Source organism: Pseudomonas sp. 05N431 (genome assembly GCF_056397005.1).
The window spans coordinates 215,660-233,637 of the sequence record NZ_JBFTMN010000007.1; the positions used below are offsets into that span (position 1 = coordinate 215,660).

Genomic DNA, 17,978 nt, shown 5'->3' on the forward strand with positions numbered 1-17,978 from the left:
GCCAGTCGTTTCACTTCCTCTGCGTTACCTACCCGCCTCAACATCGCGAATGTGATCGTCAAATGGCTCACGCCGCCATCGTTTACGGGCATGCAGATACGCAGCCAGGTCCCCGTATCCCAGTTGACTGGCAATTTGCGCGCGGTTCTCACCCAGAAATTCAAGATGCTGCTCCAGCTCGGCCCTCACCAGATCCAGCAGCAGGCGGAACGTCATGCCTTGCTCTTCCATACGCCGGCGCAGGGTACGCGGGCTCTGGTGCAGAGCCTCTGCCTGATTTTCCAGGCTGGGTACCACGCCGCGCGCCAGGCTTTGTCGCATGCCGGCCGCGACTTTTCCGGTCCAGCCGTTGAGTTGGAGATGCCGTGCGATCCGTCGGTCCATCTCACTGCGCAACAACTCTGCCATCCCGTCGTGTCGCGTCAGCAAAGGTAACCGCAAGACGCTCGGGTCGTAATACAGGCAGTTATGCGCGCACTCGAACACGATGTTATCCCCAAACCATCGGGCGTATTCGGCGTGGTAAGTCGGTCGCGGATGGGCGAAGTGAGCCCGCACTGGCCGGACAGGTTCACCCGTGGCTTTGCGCAGTTGGGTCACGGCCATCACGCAGTAATGTTCCACCACGTAGCGGGCCAGTTTGTCGGGGGCATCGATACGCAGTTCTACGCCCACGCCATGGGTATCGCTGATCAGCTTGACGCTGTCCATGTCCGAGGCCAGCCCGGCATAGTCACACCAGCACTGGATGGCCGCGCTGACGTCCGGGCAATACATGCAGATGTACGTCAGCTCGTGGCAGTCCTGCGGCGTGAACCCGGCGAACAGGTGCAGGCCAATGGCGGGATCCTGTTGGGCCGCCGCCGTCCATAATTGCTCAAGCTCAAGCAGGCTGTAATCGCGCCGGTTACTGCGTGTCTGCTTATGCAGTACACGTTCCAGGACCTGTCCGAGCTGACCTCGATGGAAGCGACGGGCTGGCTGATTGGCCTCTTCTCGAGTGATTTTGTCCATTTCGCACATGTTGTCCGGAAGGCTCATGGTTTCTTATTGCTCAGGCAATGCCCAAATCGGGCCTGACTCGAGATTGCCATGAATACAATAATGCTCGTCAACAATCCAATTCTGGTCGTCGCCGGGATTTTTCTGGGTTTCATCCTGCTGGAAATTGCGTGCGCCTGTTTCCGCCAACCCAAAGGCCAACGCCGCGATACGCTGATCGAGGTCATCGGTTCGTCGCTCCTGCTGGGTGTCACCTTTCCATTGGTGATGTTCCTCAGCAACCTGTTGCTCGGTGGTCTGGCCCCTCAACTCAAGAACAGCCTGGCCAACATTCACTGGGTGGCGGGCCTCGGGTTGTTTCTGCTGTTCGATGACCTGACCCAGTACTGGTGGCATCGCCTGACCCATCGGCTGCCGTTTCTCTATGCCTTGCATCGCGCTCACCATTCGGCGCCCTACATGAGCATTCGCATCGTTTACCGAAACAACAGCTTTTACTACCTGCTGATGCCAGGCATCTGGCTGGCGGGAGCCCTTATCTACCTGGGCCTGGCACCGGTTTACTACGGCTACTTGATCGTCAAGATGACGGTGATCTTCGCTGCGCACAGCAGCGTCGCCTGGGACGAAAAACTCTACCGAATTCCGGCCTTGCGTCCGCTGATGTGGGTCTTGGAACGAACCATTTCGACCCCCTCCACCCATGCAGCCCATCATGGTTTGAACGCCAATGACGGCGTGACCCATTACAAGGGAAACTTCGGCAACCTGCTGTTCTTCTGGGACGTGCTGTTCGGCACGGCCAAGATCACTCGGCGGCGTCCCTCAACCTATGGCATTGAGGATCTGCATCCGGTGAAGTGGCAGCAAGAGCTGTTCTGGCCGCTGGTTCGTTCGCCAAAACGAGTGCGGCAAGGCGATCTCAAGCAAGAGAAAAAAGCGCATTCGGTATCGTCTGGGTCTTGAGTTCTGAATTTGTTTTAGGTGCCGGGAATGAGGTTTACCTGTCGATCTCTTCAGAAAAACAGTTAGTTACACGATTCTGTGTCGCGCGTTCGGCTTTACCAATCTCAGTTATTTGAGTACTTCCCAGTGTCCGCTTTTCATTGGGTCCACATGCCGGATCACCCCGGCTGCCCGCAGTTTGTCCAGATGATATTTGACGCCATCAGGGCTCTGGCCGAGCTGTTTCGCCAGCTCGCGCCGGGAGCTCAACACAGCCACGAACTACCCTCGCGCCGTTTCCAGGCTGATTTCCTGGGTGGTTTCTTGGGTGGTTTCTTGGGTAGTCTGTGGTTTGGCGGCTGGCTTGTTAGCAAACAACGATCGCTCTGTATCCCCTACCCTGTTTTGAACCGATAAGGATTGGCCAATCGCCAAGAGAGTGATTTTTGCACGGACGTTTTTTAGTCGTACTCATCGCCTTGGGCCTGCTGGCGGGTTGCTCGACGACACCGCCAAGAGAGCAAAGCAACCTTTGCAGCATCTACCGCCAATACCCGGCCTGGTACGAAGATTCGCTAAAGATGGAGAAAGCCTGGGGACTGCCGCCGCATGTGGCGATGGCGATCATCAAGCAGGAAAGCAGCTTTGTGCACGATGCCCTGCCCCCTCGCTACTACTTTTTGTGGGTTATTCCCTGGGGACGGGTCAGCTCGGCATACGGCTATGCCCAGGCGCAGGATCCAGTGTGGAGCGAGTACAAGAGCGCGACCGGCAACGGCGGTTCGCGTGACAACTTTGACGACGCGATCATGTTCGTCGGCTGGTACGTCGCCGGCACTCAGCGTCAGTTGGGTGTTTCCAAGTGGGATGCCTACAGCCAATACCTTGCCTACCACGAAGGACGTGGCGGGTTCAGTCGCCAGACCTATCTACAGAAACCCTGGCTGATGCAGGTCGCGCGCAAGGTCGAGCAACAGGCGAAAGATTATGGCTGGCAACTCCGGCAATGCAGGGGCGAACTGGAGAGCAGCCGCAGCTGGTGGTAGTCATGCCCTGGATGACGGCTCATCCACGACGTCCACCTCGGCAGGCTCCTTCTCCTCGTCTTCCTCTTCATCGTCGTCAAGAAGAAAGTCCTTGCGCGCTTCAGTGATCGCCCGGCGCATGTCTTCGCCCTTGATCGGGCAGTTGAGCAGTTGGGCAATGCGGTCTATTCGTTGTGTCACAGCTGGCCTCCAACGCACCAGTAATTGGCTTGATAGTGCTCGCTTTTAACGAACGAAGCCAATGCCCTGACCACTCGGACCGTAAACCCTCACATCGGCTGCGCCCGATCCGCCGACAACATCACCTGCTGTTCCGCCAGTGACGCTGGCGGGGCCAGCTGCTTTTGCGCGTGTGGATCGATGCGCAGGAAGCGCGTGACCACGTGACTGACGTCGCCGGCCTCATCATTGTGGATAACCATGATCCCCGGATGACGCAGTTGTACCAGCCGTTCGCCGGTCAGCTTGAAGCTCTGTTTCAAGCCGTTGTCGTCGACCACCGGAGCCGGCAAGCGACGCTGGGCGAAGCTCTTGCTTTTGCGCTGCTGGTAACGCGCCCAGCCGATCAGGATTACCGCGTTGAGCAGCGCCACCCACAGATAGATTTGCAACGTGCCAAGGGCGTCGAGCATCGACGATTCGACACGCTGCCCCTCTTGGGAATCGAGCAACGGCCAGAGGCCGCTCACCAGCAAATACAACAAGCCGATCCAGGCCAACACGGTGAAAAAAGCGTCGATGACCACCAGGAATGGCCGTTGACGGGTTCTGATGATGTTCATTGGCCGATAGCCTCTTCATCGTCGTCGTTCAGGGGTTTGATGCCACGGTCCGGGCTGACCCAGCGGGCACGTTTCTGGTGTTGGCCAAACAGCACTTTGGGGAAGCTGACCAAGGTAGTGAGCAGGCTGATGAACCAGAACACCAGCGGGTACCAGACCACCCAGAACATGGTTTTCCACAGCCCGCGCTCGTAGCGACGGTCGATCAGGATGCTGACCGCGAACTGCAGCAGGCAGACCATCGCCAGCAACAAGCCGGTGAAGGCCGGCGGCAGCAAGTGGTGCACGGCAATGGCGGCCGGCATGTCGACGAACTTGCCCACGCCCCAGAAGATCACCGACAGCAAAAAGGTGAAGGCCCAGCCAGTGGACAGGCAGTACTCGAACAGCAATGGCCAGAGGTAGCGATGGCGGTACTGCCAGATGCCGCGGATGTTTTTGAACAGCACTTCGGCGCCGCCCTGGGCCCAGCGCAGACGTTGCTTCCACAACCCGGACAGGGTTTCCGGCATCAGGATCCAGCACAGCGCACGCGGCTCGTAGAAGATGCTCCAGTGATCCAGTTGCAGCTTCCAACTGATGTCGATGTCTTCGGTGATCATGTCCGGGCTCCAATAGCCGACCCGATGCAGCGCCGAACGACGGAACGCCACGATCACCCCGGACACGGTGAAAATCCGCCCGAAGACTCGCTGGGTGCGCTTGATCAAACCGATGATCGACGAGAACTCACCGACCTGAACACGCCCGACCAGCGTTGAACGGGTTCGAATCCGTGGGTTGCCGGTCACCGCGCCGAGCCGGGCGTTGTCGAGCATCGGCGCCACCAGATAGGCCGCCGTGTTCGGCGCAAGCAAGGCATCGCCGTCAATGCACACCAGATACTCGCTGCGCGCAGCAATCGCGCCCATGCGCAACGCCACCGCTTTACCCTGGTTTTCCGCCAGGTGCAGCACCCGCAGGCGCGGATCTTCGGCAGCGAGGGCATCGAGCACGGCGGCCGTGTTGTCCTTGGAGCCGTCGTTGATCGCGATCACTTCGATGTTCGGGTAATGCTGACCCAGCGCGGCGTGAATGGTATCGGCCGCGTTATCGCCCTCGTTGTAGCAAGGGATCAGGATCGAAATCAGCGGCTCGCCGGCCAGCGGTGGCGGCAGCGTGTCGTCCTTCCACGGCCAGTGGCGCTCCCAGTGCAGCCAGAAATACAGGCCGCCGGCGATCCACAGCCCGGACATGAACAGCGGATAGAAAAACACGAAGTCCATCAAAAATTGCCCGGTGACCAGGAAGATCACGCCCAGGGGAATCCCCAGCACGATCGCCAGAACCAGCAGGGCCAGCAGTCTGTCCAGCATGTTAAGGATTCCACTTGTTGGAGAGTGCGGGACGCACGGTTTTCAGGTCCGGCTGGTTCTCGAGGAAGTTGTCCGGGTAGTAGCCGAAACTGGTCGCGCCCTGACGTTTGAGGCGACCCATCCAGTCCGCCAGTTGCTCGCCCTTCAGCTCGGCGGCGGCGTCTTTGCGGGTCCAGTCGCGGGCCTGCAGTTCGAACACCGTGCGGTCCAGCGCACCGGGTCGGGATCGGACGGTTGCCACCAGCGCTTCCAGCCAGGCGCCGGATTGCTCGCGGCTCTTGCCTTCCATCAGCGGCATGGCCATCGGCGCGGTCCAGTCGTAAGCGCCAAGGAAGTCATCGAGGTTCTGCGCGAACCAGGTTTCGCTGGACGGGTTGAGCATCGGTTCGGCGAACAGGTTGCGCGCGGTCTGCACCTGCGGCCCGCGAATGGCGCGAACTTTGGCCGTGAGTTCGTGGGTGAAGTCGATCAGGTAGCGGCTCTTGAAACGGCTCCAGCGTTGCAGCGTCGCCGGATCGCCGCGCAAGGCGGCCATCGAGTCAGGCAAGCCGTTCGCCGCGTAAACCTTCAGCGCCTGCGGGCTGGCGTCTTCGAAATCCGAGAGCAGCGCATCGTCGTGATAGAGGATGCCGTCGACCGAGCTCAGGCGCGCCAGGTCTTCGTAAATCTCACCGATGATCCGCCGCACGTTCGGGTCGAATGGCGACAGGCGCCGGTACTGGCCGGGGTCAACCGAGGTCTGGCCGGTAGCCGGGTCCCAACGGGTCACCCGTGGCAGCTTCGAATCGAGGGCAAAACTCAGCACCGGCATCCAGGCGAAGACTTTGACGTGGGCGCGAGTGCGCAGCTGCCAGGCGACGCGGTCGAAGATGTCGGCGCGCATCGGCAAGTGGCGATTGGGGAAGTACAGCGAGTGCACCAGCCCGTCGCCTTTAGGGTCGGCGAAGGCTTGCAGGAATACCGTGTTGGCGCCCATGTCGGCCATGCGCTGGATCAGCTTGCCGAGGTTGGCGTCCTGCTGAACCGGGTCCGGGTCGTAGACGTTATCCAGGTCAACGTGCACCACGCGCATCGGCGCGTCGGATTGCACGGCAACGATGCTGTTGGCGAAGTGTTCGCCATCCGGATCGGAGGCCACCAGAAAGCGCGGGCTGCTCATCAGGTTGCTCAGTGAATCGAGGCCGTCGTCGAGGGTCAGGGCCATCTGGTAGCCCTCGGAACCGGTGACCTGCAACGCGGTGCCGTCCGCCGCGCCATAAGGCCAGACCCACACACGCGGCTTGTAGCCGGTGGCCCTGCGGATTTTTTCGGTGATGGTGACCACGTCCTTGCGCAGACGCGCCTGGAAATCGGCTTCCGACTCGTAGCGCCCGGTCGCCGCGTCATAACGACGGGTCGCCGCAGCAGGCTCGAGGTTGCCTTGCGGATTGGCGAGGATGCCCTTGTGGCTGGCGTCAGTGTGCGCGGCGATTTCCACCAGGCCAGACTTCGAAACTTCAGTGATCTGCGCCCACGTCAGGAAGTCCGAACGCTGGCGCGGGGTGCCCGCGAAGTCCACGGGTTTATCCAGCGGCGTATCGATCCAGACACCGACCGGCGCCAGCAAGGCGTGCCAGTTGTAGGCCCGCAACACCGGCATGACGCGGGTGTAGAAGCTCGAATAGCCGTCGTCGAAACTCAGCAGAATGGCCTTGGGCGGCAGCACCGGGCCGCCGTTGCGCGCCGCCATGATCTGGTCGACGGTGACGGCCGTGTAGCCGTTCTCGCGCAGCCAGGCGAGCTGTTCGATCAGCCGCTCGGTGCGCACGGCAACGACGGCCTGATCGGGGTCGCGATCTTCGACATCGTGGTAGGCAATGCCCAGCACATGGTTTTTTGGCCAAGGCTTTTCATTGGCCAGTACCGGTCGCTGTGATGGCGGCGTGAAGGCTGGGGCCTGCTGGGCGCAAGCGGTGAGCAGCATGACGCCCAGCAGCAGGATGCAGCGTGTGATTCCAGGCATGATCAAACTCTTCTAGAAGCGGTAAGTGAGGTCGATGACCAGGCGCAGATCGCTTTCGCGATTGCCGTCATAGGGCCGGTTGAGCAGGCTCAACGCGGCACCCGCCTCGAACACGTCGTTCCAGCTGACACGCTGGCCGTAACTGAGCAAACCGATGGCGCCCGTGCCGTAGTCACGCTGGCTGTAGGTCCCCGCACCGGCCTGGAATTGCTGGCTCCAGGAAGTTTCGTAACGGTGATAGAGCACGTGGTTGACGCTCACCGTCGGCAACACGCTGAAGTCGGATTTCGGGTTGAAATACGGCACGTCTTCATTCTTCGAGTTGTGGCTGCTGCCGACTTCCAGGCCAAGATCGACTTGCACGCCCGGCGCGCGGTACACGCCTTCGCGACCGGTCAGCAACGCTTCGACACGGTTGTTGCCATCGCTGAAGTGCGACGGGCTGACGGCCAGTTTCCACTCGCGACTTTCATTGGCGCGCCAGCGGATAAAGCCGCTGCCGCCGTTGGCCGTGACGTCGCTGTTCAAGGCCCGCAGCGGCGTGTTGGCCGACAGGTACTCAAGGCTGCCGCCGTACTGCCAGTGATCGTCGATGTCACGGGCCAGCGCCACACGTGCACCGGTTTTGTCGCCGTAGCCAAACGAGTGATTGGAGACTTCCGCGTCGAGGGTCATGTCGCGGGTTCGCCGCTCGACGCCCACGCGTTGCCAGCGGTGATAGCCGGTGCCTTCCTGAAAGTCGCCAGTGGCGAACCCGGCACCGCCGAACAGCCGCCAGTCGTCATCGATCGGCGGACTGTAGAGCACGCTTTCGATGCCAAAGTCGCGGCTACCAGTCGCGACGCCAGCGCCGCTGTTGCCCCCGCCGTAGCTCTTGCCGCCATAGGTCGACACCCGCAACTCGGCCATGTCATGCACGTTGCGCACGCGCTCCAGACGCTGCACCTGGCGGTTATCCGGGAAGCGCACACCGACGTCGTCGGCCAGCGCATCGAGCTGACGCCATTCCTGCAGATCCAGCGCGGTGTAGCCCTGGCTGACTTCCAGGCCGACGTCTCGCGGCGCCATGCTTTCCGTTTCCTTGAGCTGCGTTTCGGCGCGCCGTGGCCAATCGCGAGCGCGGTACAGATCCGCCTGAGCCAGACGCAAACCGACATTGCCGGGCGCCTGATCAACCAATGCCGCCAGCCGCTGCTCAGCCGAGGGCAAATCGGCGCTATGGGTACCGGCCTGAGCGGCCAGTTGTTGCGCGTCCATCCACTTGTCGTTGGGGTCGCCCATGGGCTGGCCCTTGAGCTCGACCCGTGGTTTCTGGCTCTGTGCCAGGGTCTCGGCGACCTTGCGCGCCTCCACCGGTTGATCGCTTTCGAGCAGGGCGTAATACAGCGCAGTGCTGTCTTCGAGGCGGTCGCCGACATCAGCATCCGGCGCCGCCAGCACCTGACGGTACAGATCGACAGCAGCCTCGGGCTGACGCTGATCCAGATAGGCTGCGGCCACCCAGCGCAGCGCATAGGTCGGAATCTTCGCGCCTTCGCCGATCAGCTGTTGGTAGTCATGAATGATTTCGGCGGTGCGTGCACGGGCCTTGAGTGCACCCATGCGGTCGATGCGCCAGCGCACCACGTCATCGTGGGCTTGCGCGTCCGGGGTCCAGGTTTTGAGTAATTGGTCGTAATCGGCCAACGCACGGTCGACAATGACGTAACGTTCTTTTTCGCTGCGCGTGGCCAGTTCCGCCAGACGCACCCGCTCGGCCGCCACATCGCCTTCGATACGCCGCAACACCGTCGGATCGATCAACCCCGGACGCTGACGGGCCAGGCGCAAGGCGGGCTCCGGCAGGCGCGCACGTTGCAAGGCGAAGACGTATTCGCGGGCAACATCCGGATTGTTGCCGGCCCGAACAAACGCCTGATCGTATTGGAACAACGCGTCATAAGTCGCCCCGGCGCGGGTCAAGGCATACGCCAGCGCCAGCCGGCGGGCCGGATCCTCGGGTTTGGCCGCGACCAGGGCTTTGGCGCGGCTGACGGCCTCTTCAGGTTTACCGGCGTCAGCCTGGGTCAGCGCCAGCCCCAGTTGCAGATCCGCATTGTTGGGCTCAAGCGCCAACGCCTTGCGGTACAGCGCAGAGGCCGAGTCCCAGCGTTTGAGATTGCGGTAGGCACGGGCCGTGGCGGTCAGTGCCTGAACCGGCAACACCCGGTTGTGCCCTTGAGCTTCATAGACTTCGACCACTTCGCTATCGAGACCGGCCCAGCTGGCGATCTGCAAATGATCGCTGACCTGGCCCGTCGTCAACTGGCTGTCGGGAACCTCGCGCAGCACGCTCAGTACCGGGCGGTAACTACCGGCTCGCGCCTGACGGATCAGGCCGTCGTAAGCGGTATCGGCAAAGGCCAGCGTTGGCCAGAGCAATTGGCTGCACAGCGCCACGCGAATCATCGGGCGCAGGTGGGGATGTAGGGTACGCAACATTCGCAAGCTTCCTGTACGAGGAGAGCTGGAGCGATGGGTTCCCCTGAGCGCTACTCCTCAGGCGGCCGGTGCCTTATGACACAGCCAAGCTATCCTGCGATGCAGTCTTCCATGGCGACGCTTGGCAAAAGACGAATCCGCATATTTCTTCAGAATCGTCCTACAAAGCAAAACGCCCAGTCCTCCGCGAAAGCGAAGGCCGGGCGTTTTGCAGAGGCGGCCAGACTGGCCGCCGACGGTGTTGTGTGGTGCGTGGTGTTTACTGGACAGTGCCAGTGGTTCTGAGCTTGCTCATCACGAACCCGACGAACTGTTCGACGGTCATCTTCTGGCCGTTGAAGTCCACCTGATTATTGGCGTAGTGCAGCTTGGAGACGATGTCGTTGCCGTCCAGCGTCGCCAATTGCGTGCCGACGGCCATGCTGCTGAACATGTCGCTGGTCGCGGCGGCTTGCTCGGCAACCGCTTTGGTATCGGTCTGGCCTTGCATCTGCGCCTGCACCGTCACCAGGTCAGTGATCATCGGCTTGGATAGCTTCAGATTGAAGTCCAGCAGGGCAATCATTTGCTTGCCCAACTGGTCGGGTGGCAGGTCCAGCGATGTCGGCTTGGTCAGGTCAATGACCAGGCTGGTGCGGCTGACACCGTTCGGGGTGGTGAACGAGAAGTTCTCCAGCGCGACTTGTGGCTGGGCGGCCAGCAACGTCTCCAGACCCGCCTTGACCTGTGCCTGTTCGGCGTCGGTCAGGTTCAGCTCGGGCGCCGGTTCACCCGCAGCGGCAGCAGCGGCGGCGGCCGCTTCGTACGGCTGCAGTTTGTTCTGGTAGATCTGCACCAGCGACAGCGTCGACGGGATATCGAGGTTTTTCATGCTCCAGGCCATTTGCGCCGAGCCGAGGGCCTTGTCGTTGAGGGCGATTTCGCCAATCTTGTAATCGGCACGACCGGCTGCGTTGGTCCCGGACTCGGTGGTGGAGCTCTTCATTTCAGTGTTCTTGAAGGTCATCACCGACTGTTTGTCGCCAAAGGTAGTCTTGGTGCTGGTCAGCTCGACGACGTTTTCCCCCAGGTAGTAGCCATAGCTGCTTTTGCTGAGGTTGCTGGCCAGGGTCAGGCCATTCAACTCGACTTTCACCGGGGACTGATCTTCGGCAACGCTGGTCAGCGTGAGGCTGTCCATGTAACCGTCAGCCTTGACCTTCTGTGCCAGGGCGCTGGCCGACACGTCGATGTTCAGACCGGAAAACTTCAACGTGGACTTGTCGTCAAGTGCCGTTTCGAGTGGCAGCAGTTCAAGGTTGCCGCTGGTGGCACGGTCATAGCCGATGTTGACCACACCCTTGAGGGGAGACAGGTCCTTGGTGGCCGCGAACCACTTTTCGGTGGTCGGGGTCTTCTCCAGCGAGTAGTGACTGGTGGCCATGACCGGCAGCCATTTCAGCGACACCAGGCGCGAGAATGGCAGCGGGCCGTGTTCGATATGGTCAACGAACAACAGCTCTACGCCGTCAGGGTTCTCGCCGAACATTTCACCCTGGCCCTTGAGGCGGTAGTGGGCAGTGCTGCTGAACAATTGACGATCCAGCGACACCAGCTCCAGGGTCGCGGTGCCTTTGGAACCGACCATCGCCGTTTGCAGCTCTTTGTTGGCGTCGGCAATCGAGGTTTGCAGCACACCTTCCAGTTTCGTGCCGGTGTACCAGGCGCCGCCAGCGCTGATTGCACCGATGGCGACAACAATTCCCAGAAGCACGCCTGCTGATTTATTCATGAATGACCCGATCAATGTCCGTTGTTGAAAATGTGGTCGTCTTCCCTGAACCCTCGACGGGTTGCGGCTCGACTCCGCTAAAAGTGCGATGAGATTAGCATTTGTGCCGTGGAACGGCCCAATGATTAAAGGTGAAAGAGTGTCTATGGAGCGCGGGGGCGGGATTTTTGTTGATCACTCGATCGCCATCGCGAGCAAGCTCGCTCCCACAGGGGATTTGCGTTGATCACAGTTCCAATGTGGGAGCGAGCTTGCTCGCGATGGCGGCGGTCCTGCCAACATCGGTTCAGGAATACTGCACTTCGATCTCATCCAGCTGATGATCAAAGCTTTTCAGCCGCGCCGTCCACGTGTAGACCAGCACTTCGAAATCCCGATTGATCACCGCGCCATTCGGTGAGTCCGAGCGCGGGTCGCAAAAATCCAGTTGATAGCGTTCGCGGGCCATGGCGTTGGCCACGTCAGACAGTTCGCGGGCATTGTTCAGCCAGTGCCAGCCTTCATCGGTGACCTGTTTGTCGAGGGCCAGGCATTGGGTCTTGAGCGCTTCGAGGCTTTTTTCCAGCGGGGTGCCGGTGAGTTCGCCCATGACTTCCTGAAAAGTGCGCCCCGGTTGCCAGTAACTTCCCCAGAAATACCGGTCGAATACCGTTTCAACCCGGCGCAACGCCACCTTGGTGTCCCAGATCAGCACCAGGGTCTTGCCTTGTTCGAGTTGTTTTTTCTTGATCCGCCGGGTTTGCAGCGAAGCCCAGGCGACGACCGCGATCGACATCACCCCGATCAGCGCACTGGCACTGTCGAGAAAGATCAAGGCCTTATCAATCTGGTGCGCCATCATCACGCCATAAAAATACGTAGCCGAGAGCAGCACCAGCGCGACAATTGCGCACCAGAAGCCGGGAGCATAAGGGTTTTTCATTATTGGAATCCCCATGACCAATGCGAGCCTTGACCGCCGGATCCGCCCGCGCGAACCCGACATGTAAAAGCATAGCAACGGCCTCAGGGTTTCGTTGGCTGTGAACCTTGCGTTCGTCCGCTTTCCCAACCACCGCCCAGCGCCAGGAACAAATCGATCTGGCTCATGGCAACCTGAGTATTGGCGGCCGCCACCTGGGCACGCACGTCGGTGTAGGTGCGGGTCGCCTGCAAATCGGCGAGGAACGACGCCCGGCCGGCCTGGAAGAAGCGGTGCGTCTGGTCCGCCGCCTGTTGCGCCGACTGCTCGGCATCGGTCAATGCGTCACGGCGCTGTAACAACGCGGAATACTGCGCCAGACCGGTCTGGGTTTCGCGGATCGCGTTCAACACCACCCCGTCAAAGTGCGCCAGCGCGCCTTGGGTCGCCGCTTCAGCCTCACGCACCCGTGCCCGGGAGCCATTGGACGGCACTGTCCAGGTCAGCAACGGGCCGAAACCCCAGCGATTGGTTTGCGGTTGGCCAAGGTGATCGAGAATACCCACGGTACCGACGGTCGCCCCAATGCTGATATCCGGGTAAAGCGCACCGGTCGCAACCCCGATGTCCGCCGTCGCGGCCGCCAGCTGACGTTCGGCCTGGCGCACATCCGGTCGCCGCTTGAGCAAGGTGGCACCGTCACCGACCGGCAACAATTGCGCAATCTTTGGCAGCTCATGACAACTGCTGGTCCCGGCGGGCAATTGATCCACCGGCTTGGCCAACAGCATCGACAAACGGAACAGCCCGGCCTGACGAGCGGCTTCATAGCGCGGCATATCGGCGCGCAAGGATTTGAACTGGGTTTGCGAACGGGTGACCTGGGTTTCGTCACCGCGCCCGGCATCGCGCAGTCGCTGAATCAACGCGGTGCTCTGGCCTTGCAGGTCCAGCGAGTGCTCAGCAATTTCACGCTCTTCGTTGGCCGCGCAGACTTGGGTATAGGCACGCACGACGTCGGCGACCAAGGTGATGCGCGCAGTGTCCGCCGCGGCTTGCGTCGCATCGGCATTGGCCTTCGCCGCTTCGATGCCGCGCTGCAACGTGCCAAACAGATCGAACTGATAAGACGTGGTGATGCCGATGTCACCGACATTGGCCACTGGAACCTTTTCCGGTATCAGAAACGCCTCGCCAGATTCCTGCAAGCGCTGGGCACCCACCTTCACGCCACCGCTCCAGCCGCCCGCCGACTCGGCTTGTTCGACCCGCGCACGGGCGCGCGACAGGTTGGCTGCCGCCACTCGCAAATCGGTGTTGGTGGCCATGGCCTGACGCACCAGCTCATCCAGACGCGGGTCCTGGTACAACCGCCACCAGTCGCCCGGTACTGGCGCCGAGACCACGTTTTGTCCATGCGCCGTCAGATCGCCCTGAAAGTCCGCGCGGTGCACCGCTGCCTCTTCAGGCAAATGGTAATCCGGGCCCACGACCTGACAGGCCGACAGCAACAAGCCGAGACCGGCCGTCGCTAAACAGGCGGCCGCTTTCATTGCGCCGACTCCTGCTCGGGTTTGTCGCCGATGATCGACACGGTCGCGGTACGCCCGGCGATCATGCGGAAATCTGCCGGCACATCATCGAAGGCAATCCGCACCGGAATCCGCTGTGCCAATCGCACCCAGCTGAACGCGGGGTTAACGTTGGGCAGCAGGTTCGAACCGCTGCTGCGGTCACGGTCTTCGATACCGGCGACGATGCTTTCGACATGCCCGCGCAACCGCGCACGGTCGCCAATCACGCGGATATCGACACCTTGGCCGACATGAATGCCGTCGAGTTTGGTTTCTTCGAAATAGCCATCGATGTGGAAGGAATTGCTGTCCACCACCGACAGCACCGGACGCCCGGCGGTGACGAACTCCTGAGTACGCGGTGCGCGGTCGTTGACGTAGCCATCCACCGGGCTGCGAATTACCGAGCGGTCGAGGTTCAGCTGAGCGCTGTCCACCGATACCTGGGCCTCGGACAACGCCACCTCGGCGCGGGCCACGCGGGACTGGCTTTCTTCCAGTTGCTCGCCCGGCACCAGATTGCCCAGGCCACGGTTGCGCTTGGCTTCACGTTGCGCCTGGGCCAGGGTTTCCTGACGGTCGGCGACCGCGGCCTTGGCCTGGCGCAGCGCCAGTTTGAAACGGTCCTGGTCGATGCTGAACAGCACCTGGCCACGTTTCACCAATTGGTTGTCGCGCACTTCCACTTGCTGGATCAGCCCGGAAACGTCCGGGGCGATCTGCACGATATCCGCACGAATGTGCCCGTCACGGGTCCACGGAGCGAACATGTAATACATCACCATGCGCCAAACGACGACGACCGCGAAGGCCACCACCAACAGGGTCAACCCCACACGGCCAAGGGTCAAAATAGGTTTTTTCATGTCATCAGGTATCGACTGAGTGAGTCCACGGCGCCGAGCAGCAAGGCGTAAAGACCAACGTTGAACAATGCCCGGTGCCAGACCAGACGATAAAAGTGCAGGCGCGTCAGTAACCCGTGCACCACCAGATACAGCACATACGTAATACCCATCAGCACCAGCAACGTGGGCAGGAATACCCCGCTGATGTCCAGATCACCGATCATAAAGGCGCTCCATCGATACCTTGGGGAAACGGTTCATCGGTCTCGCTGCCGCCGATGAACTCCACGCCCGGCAACAGCGCCAGACGCAGACCGGCGAGAGCATGCAGCAGGTGCAGACGGGTTTCGCCGTCCCCTTGCAGGCCTTGGCCATTGAGGGCGCGCCGGGTGCGATCCAGGGTCATCAGCAACGGCGCCGGTGCCGGCAAGCGTTCACCAGCCTTGAGGCAAGCCTTGAAGTACTCGCCGACCTCGGCCACCACCTGACGCAGCAAGACGTTCGGTACCCCTTGCACCCGTGGCGCGTACGCCAGCAAGTCCAGCAGGTTCAGCGCCACACGCACTTCGCGTAGCGCCACGCCGGTGTCCTGACCGGTCATCGCCAGACGCGGCAAATGCTGCATCAGCCGATCGAGCATCTGTACACCCAAATGCCGGTGTTCGGCGAGGTTCGCCGGCTCGGTCATGCCAACGATGTCGCGCCAGCTGAAACGGGTCAGGCGCTTGGCCGCCAGCTCCGAACCGAAGGGCCGCGCCACCAGGGTCCAGATGAAGGCAAACAACAAGCCGATGGGCCCGGCGAGGTTGGAGTTGGCGAAGCTCAAAAAGTCCGCGTCGTAGGCGCCCTGGATGCTGATAAACGACGAGGTGTTGACGATGGTCAGTAGCATGCCGAGGTAGAAGCGCGGCTGTACGGTCAGGGTGCCGACGCAGATAAACGGCACGGCGAACGCCAGCACCAGCATCGGAAAGTCATGCAGGTTCGGCAAGATCAAAAACAGGTAGAGGCTGGCGAACAGCACCGACATCGCGGTCCAGAAAAAGAACCGGTAAATCTGTGGCGCCGGGTCGTCCATCGCGGCGAAAAAGCTGCACGCCACCGCCGCCAGAATCACCGCGCTGCCGCCGTCGGTCCAGCCGAGCAGAATCCACAGCACAGAGGCGACGATGATCGCCAGCACCGTCGATGCCGCTGAATAGAGCATCAGCCCACGGTCGAGAAATGGTGTCAGCCGACCCAGCCGCCAATGACGGTAGACCGCACGCCAGTTGTCCTGGCTTTCGCAGCGAATCGCCTCTTGCAGGCTGCGCAGGTCTTGCCACAAATCGATCCATTCACCCAGGCGATACAGGGCGTTGGAAAACAGCAGTTGCTTGCGATCATCCAGCGCTTCGGCACTCGGTTGCAGGGCTTCAAGTTGAGCGCGCAGGGCTTGCCAGTGCTCGACCGAAGCGTCTGTGCGGTCGAGCCATTCAACGGTCGCGGCCAGCAGCGGCGCGAACTTGTCCACAAGCTCGGGAGTGCGCCGGTGCAGGGCATACAGCGCATCGTCCAGCGCATCCACCACCGGCAGCAGGTGAATCATCCGCCCGCGCAGTTCTTTGATGTTGCGCACGGTTTGCGGCCGCGCACCTTCGTGGGGCAACTGGCCGATCATCAATTCGAGGGAGTTGAACGTGGCCACCATCGAGGCGCGCAGGGTGCTGACCTCTTCGGGCAGCACATTACGGGTCAGGAAGCGCTGACTGTAGGTCACCGCGTCGCTGAACCACTTGCTCACCGCACCATCGAACACCGGCGCCAGCCGCCGTGGCCAGAACATACTGCCGACCACCGCCGCGCAGACAATGCCGAGGAAGATCTCTTCGGTCCGCGCTTCCGCCACATCCCATATCGCTAACGGGTTATCCACCACCGGCAGGGAGATCAGCGGCAAGGTGTAACCGGCAAGCATCAGCGCGTAGTTATTGGCGGTGCGCAAATGCATCGACAGAAACAACAGGGTGCCGGTCCACAGCGCAATGACCAGCACCAGCACATACGGGCTCTGGACGAACATCGGCACAAACAGCAACGCCGCTGCCGCACCGGTCAAGGTGCCGACGGCACGGTACAGGGCCTTGGAGCTGGTCGGCCCGACGAACGGGCTGGAAACGATGTACACCGTGGCCATCGCCCAATACGGACGCGGCATTTGCATGAGCATGGCGATGTACAACGCGATCATCGACGCGGCGAAGGTGCGTACGCCGTAAAACCAGTCGCGGGCCGGCGGTATGCCGCTAAAAAATCCGTTCACGAGGGGGTCACCGGTAATTGCTGCTCTGCCACCTCGAACGCGCGAATCACCCGCAGCGCGGCTTCAAGATCCGCCGGATCGATGCCTTCAAGCACCACACGACGCAAGCGCACCAACTCGGCTTCCACCGCTTGCACCAACTCACGGCCAGCATCGGTCAGGCTCAGGCACTTGGCGCGACGATCAAGGGGATCTTCGGTGCGGCAGACATACCCGGACTGGCACAACTGATCGAGCAAACGCACCAGCGACGGGCTTTCCATCCCCGCCGCCTGCGCCACCGTCACCTGCCGCACCCCCTCGCCCAGCCGCCCGATCATCAACAACGGGACCGCGCAGGCTTCGGAGATGCCGTAGTTGACCAGCGTGGTCTGGCAGATTTTCCGCCAATGCCGCGCGGCCACCACCATGGCACTGCTGATGTTCATCTGAAGGGCGTCGAGGGTTTGGGACACAGGTCAATTCGCACACTGTTAGTTTGCTAACTATCAATATCGCATTGGAGGGGAAATTCAGTCAAGTTTTGAAACAAATTGGTGCGGTACATGACATCTGTGGGAGCGAGCCTGCTCGCGATGACGGCAGTCCATTCAACATCAACGTTGACTGACCCACCGCTATCGCGAGCAAGCTCGCTCCCACATTGATTGCGGGCAACCACAGGTTTTGCGCTTGCCTTAGAACCACCTTTCCAGCCCATCGCGCAATGACACATACGTGGCGTTGATCCGTAGCAGCTGCCGAGCTCGCGAGGCTGCGTTCGAGGACGAAGTCCTCGCAAATCCTAAACCCTCGATTTACCTGGAGGAATGCGTTGCCTGATTCGACGACTGCTTCGCAGCCGAACGCAGCCTCGCGGGCTCGGCAGCTGCTACGGAAGTAGCACTGAAACGCATTTCAACGTCGGATGCTCCACGTTCAGTCTGAAGCTGACGCGGAGCATCGTTATCGCATTAGCTCGCTTGCGCC

The 17,978-nt window shown here is 61.1% G+C and carries 16 protein-coding genes; 2 read left to right on the plus strand and 14 right to left on the minus strand.

What is annotated here, in order from left to right:
- Window positions 1-24: 24 nt before the first annotated feature.
- Window positions 25-1,023, minus strand: coding sequence for an AraC family transcriptional regulator ligand-binding domain-containing protein (locus AC1DIG_RS15120; protein ID WP_477767977.1), 999 nt, complete (start codon window positions 1,021-1,023; stop codon window positions 25-27).
- A gap of 69 nt (window positions 1,024-1,092) precedes the next feature.
- Between AC1DIG_RS15120 and AC1DIG_RS15125 the strand changes: the two genes are divergently transcribed.
- Complete coding sequence (locus AC1DIG_RS15125; RefSeq protein WP_477767936.1) at window positions 1,093-1,968, plus strand: sterol desaturase family protein; 876 nt, start codon at window positions 1,093-1,095, stop codon at window positions 1,966-1,968.
- A 108-nt stretch (window positions 1,969-2,076) separates the two neighbouring features.
- On the opposite strand, the gene AC1DIG_RS15130 is transcribed toward AC1DIG_RS15125, so the two are convergent.
- Window positions 2,077-2,226: a winged helix-turn-helix domain-containing protein gene (locus AC1DIG_RS15130; RefSeq protein WP_477767937.1), complete on the minus strand. Its 150-nt coding sequence runs from the start codon at window positions 2,224-2,226 to the stop codon at window positions 2,077-2,079.
- Window positions 2,227-2,393: 167 nt separating this feature from the next.
- Here AC1DIG_RS15130 and AC1DIG_RS15135 point away from each other — a divergent pair, with 167 nt between their 5' ends.
- Window positions 2,394-2,993, plus strand: a complete 600-nt coding sequence (locus AC1DIG_RS15135; protein WP_477767938.1) for a transglycosylase SLT domain-containing protein — start codon at window positions 2,394-2,396, stop codon at window positions 2,991-2,993.
- Here the strand turns inward: AC1DIG_RS15135 and AC1DIG_RS15140 are convergent, their stop codons facing one another.
- The 12 genes from AC1DIG_RS15140 to AC1DIG_RS15195 form a co-directional block, all read right to left on the minus strand.
- The gene (locus tag AC1DIG_RS15140) at window positions 2,994-3,173 is read right to left on the minus strand and encodes a hypothetical protein (protein WP_477767939.1); all 180 of its coding nucleotides are present in this window, start codon (window positions 3,171-3,173) and stop codon (window positions 2,994-2,996) included.
- A gap of 89 nt (window positions 3,174-3,262) precedes the next feature.
- Window positions 3,263-3,775, minus strand: a complete 513-nt coding sequence (gene pgaD / locus AC1DIG_RS15145) for a poly-beta-1,6-N-acetyl-D-glucosamine biosynthesis protein PgaD (protein WP_477767940.1) — start codon at window positions 3,773-3,775, stop codon at window positions 3,263-3,265.
- Window positions 3,772-5,130, minus strand: a complete 1,359-nt coding sequence (pgaC, locus tag AC1DIG_RS15150; RefSeq protein WP_477767941.1) for a poly-beta-1,6-N-acetyl-D-glucosamine synthase — start codon at window positions 5,128-5,130, stop codon at window positions 3,772-3,774. The genes pgaD and pgaC overlap by 4 nt, the downstream gene beginning before the upstream one ends.
- A gap of 1 nt (window position 5,131) precedes the next feature.
- The gene (pgaB, locus tag AC1DIG_RS15155; protein WP_477767942.1) at window positions 5,132-7,132 is read right to left on the minus strand and encodes a poly-beta-1,6-N-acetyl-D-glucosamine N-deacetylase PgaB; all 2,001 of its coding nucleotides are present in this window, start codon (window positions 7,130-7,132) and stop codon (window positions 5,132-5,134) included.
- 12 nt (window positions 7,133-7,144) lie between these two features.
- Window positions 7,145-9,613, minus strand: coding sequence for a poly-beta-1,6 N-acetyl-D-glucosamine export porin PgaA (gene pgaA / locus AC1DIG_RS15160; protein WP_477767943.1), 2,469 nt, complete (start codon window positions 9,611-9,613; stop codon window positions 7,145-7,147).
- 259 nt (window positions 9,614-9,872) lie between these two features.
- Window positions 9,873-11,384 (minus strand): YdgA family protein, encoded by a 1,512-nt coding sequence (locus AC1DIG_RS15165; protein WP_477767944.1) that lies wholly within the window; start codon window positions 11,382-11,384, stop codon window positions 9,873-9,875.
- Between the two features lie 286 nt (window positions 11,385-11,670).
- A complete protein-coding gene (locus AC1DIG_RS15170; RefSeq protein ID WP_477767945.1) occupies window positions 11,671-12,306 on the minus strand; it encodes an NADH:ubiquinone oxidoreductase subunit N in 636 nt (211 codons plus the stop codon).
- An 83-nt stretch (window positions 12,307-12,389) separates the two neighbouring features.
- Window positions 12,390-13,838: an efflux transporter outer membrane subunit gene (locus AC1DIG_RS15175; protein WP_477767946.1), complete on the minus strand. Its 1,449-nt coding sequence runs from the start codon at window positions 13,836-13,838 to the stop codon at window positions 12,390-12,392.
- Complete coding sequence (locus AC1DIG_RS15180; RefSeq protein WP_477767947.1) at window positions 13,835-14,725, minus strand: efflux RND transporter periplasmic adaptor subunit; 891 nt, start codon at window positions 14,723-14,725, stop codon at window positions 13,835-13,837. The genes AC1DIG_RS15175 and AC1DIG_RS15180 overlap by 4 nt, the downstream gene beginning before the upstream one ends.
- Complete coding sequence (locus tag AC1DIG_RS15185) at window positions 14,722-14,931, minus strand: DUF1656 domain-containing protein (protein WP_017478036.1); 210 nt, start codon at window positions 14,929-14,931, stop codon at window positions 14,722-14,724. Before AC1DIG_RS15185 ends, AC1DIG_RS15180 begins: the two co-directional genes overlap by 4 nt.
- Entirely contained in the window at window positions 14,928-17,009 is a 2,082-nt protein-coding gene (locus AC1DIG_RS15190) for an FUSC family protein (protein ID WP_477767948.1), read from the minus strand. Before AC1DIG_RS15190 ends, AC1DIG_RS15185 begins: the two co-directional genes overlap by 4 nt.
- Window positions 17,006-17,437, minus strand: coding sequence for a MarR family winged helix-turn-helix transcriptional regulator (locus tag AC1DIG_RS15195; protein ID WP_477767978.1), 432 nt, complete (start codon window positions 17,435-17,437; stop codon window positions 17,006-17,008). The genes AC1DIG_RS15190 and AC1DIG_RS15195 overlap by 4 nt, the downstream gene beginning before the upstream one ends.
- Window positions 17,438-17,978 lie beyond the last annotated feature (541 nt).

Coding starts and splice junctions, on each gene's coding strand:
- AC1DIG_RS15120 (WP_477767977.1), bottom strand. CDS start 1,023: ATGTGCGAAATGGACAAAATCACTCGAGAAGAGGCCAATCAGCCAGCC.
- AC1DIG_RS15125 (WP_477767936.1), top strand. CDS start 1,093: ATGAATACAATAATGCTCGTCAACAATCCAATTCTGGTCGTCGCCGGG.
- pgaD (WP_477767940.1), bottom strand. CDS start 3,775: ATGAACATCATCAGAACCCGTCAACGGCCATTCCTGGTGGTCATCGAC.
- pgaC (WP_477767941.1), bottom strand. CDS start 5,130: ATGCTGGACAGACTGCTGGCCCTGCTGGTTCTGGCGATCGTGCTGGGG.
- pgaB (WP_477767942.1), bottom strand. CDS start 7,132: ATGCCTGGAATCACACGCTGCATCCTGCTGCTGGGCGTCATGCTGCTC.
- pgaA (WP_477767943.1), bottom strand. CDS start 9,613: ATGTTGCGTACCCTACATCCCCACCTGCGCCCGATGATTCGCGTGGCG.
- AC1DIG_RS15165 (WP_477767944.1), bottom strand. CDS start 11,384: ATGAATAAATCAGCAGGCGTGCTTCTGGGAATTGTTGTCGCCATCGGT.
- AC1DIG_RS15170 (WP_477767945.1), bottom strand. CDS start 12,306: ATGAAAAACCCTTATGCTCCCGGCTTCTGGTGCGCAATTGTCGCGCTG.
- AC1DIG_RS15175 (WP_477767946.1), bottom strand. CDS start 13,838: ATGAAAGCGGCCGCCTGTTTAGCGACGGCCGGTCTCGGCTTGTTGCTG.
- AC1DIG_RS15180 (WP_477767947.1), bottom strand. CDS start 14,725: ATGAAAAAACCTATTTTGACCCTTGGCCGTGTGGGGTTGACCCTGTTG.
- AC1DIG_RS15185 (WP_017478036.1), bottom strand. CDS start 14,931: ATGATCGGTGATCTGGACATCAGCGGGGTATTCCTGCCCACGTTGCTG.
- AC1DIG_RS15195 (WP_477767978.1), bottom strand. CDS start 17,437: ATGAACATCAGCAGTGCCATGGTGGTGGCCGCGCGGCATTGGCGGAAA.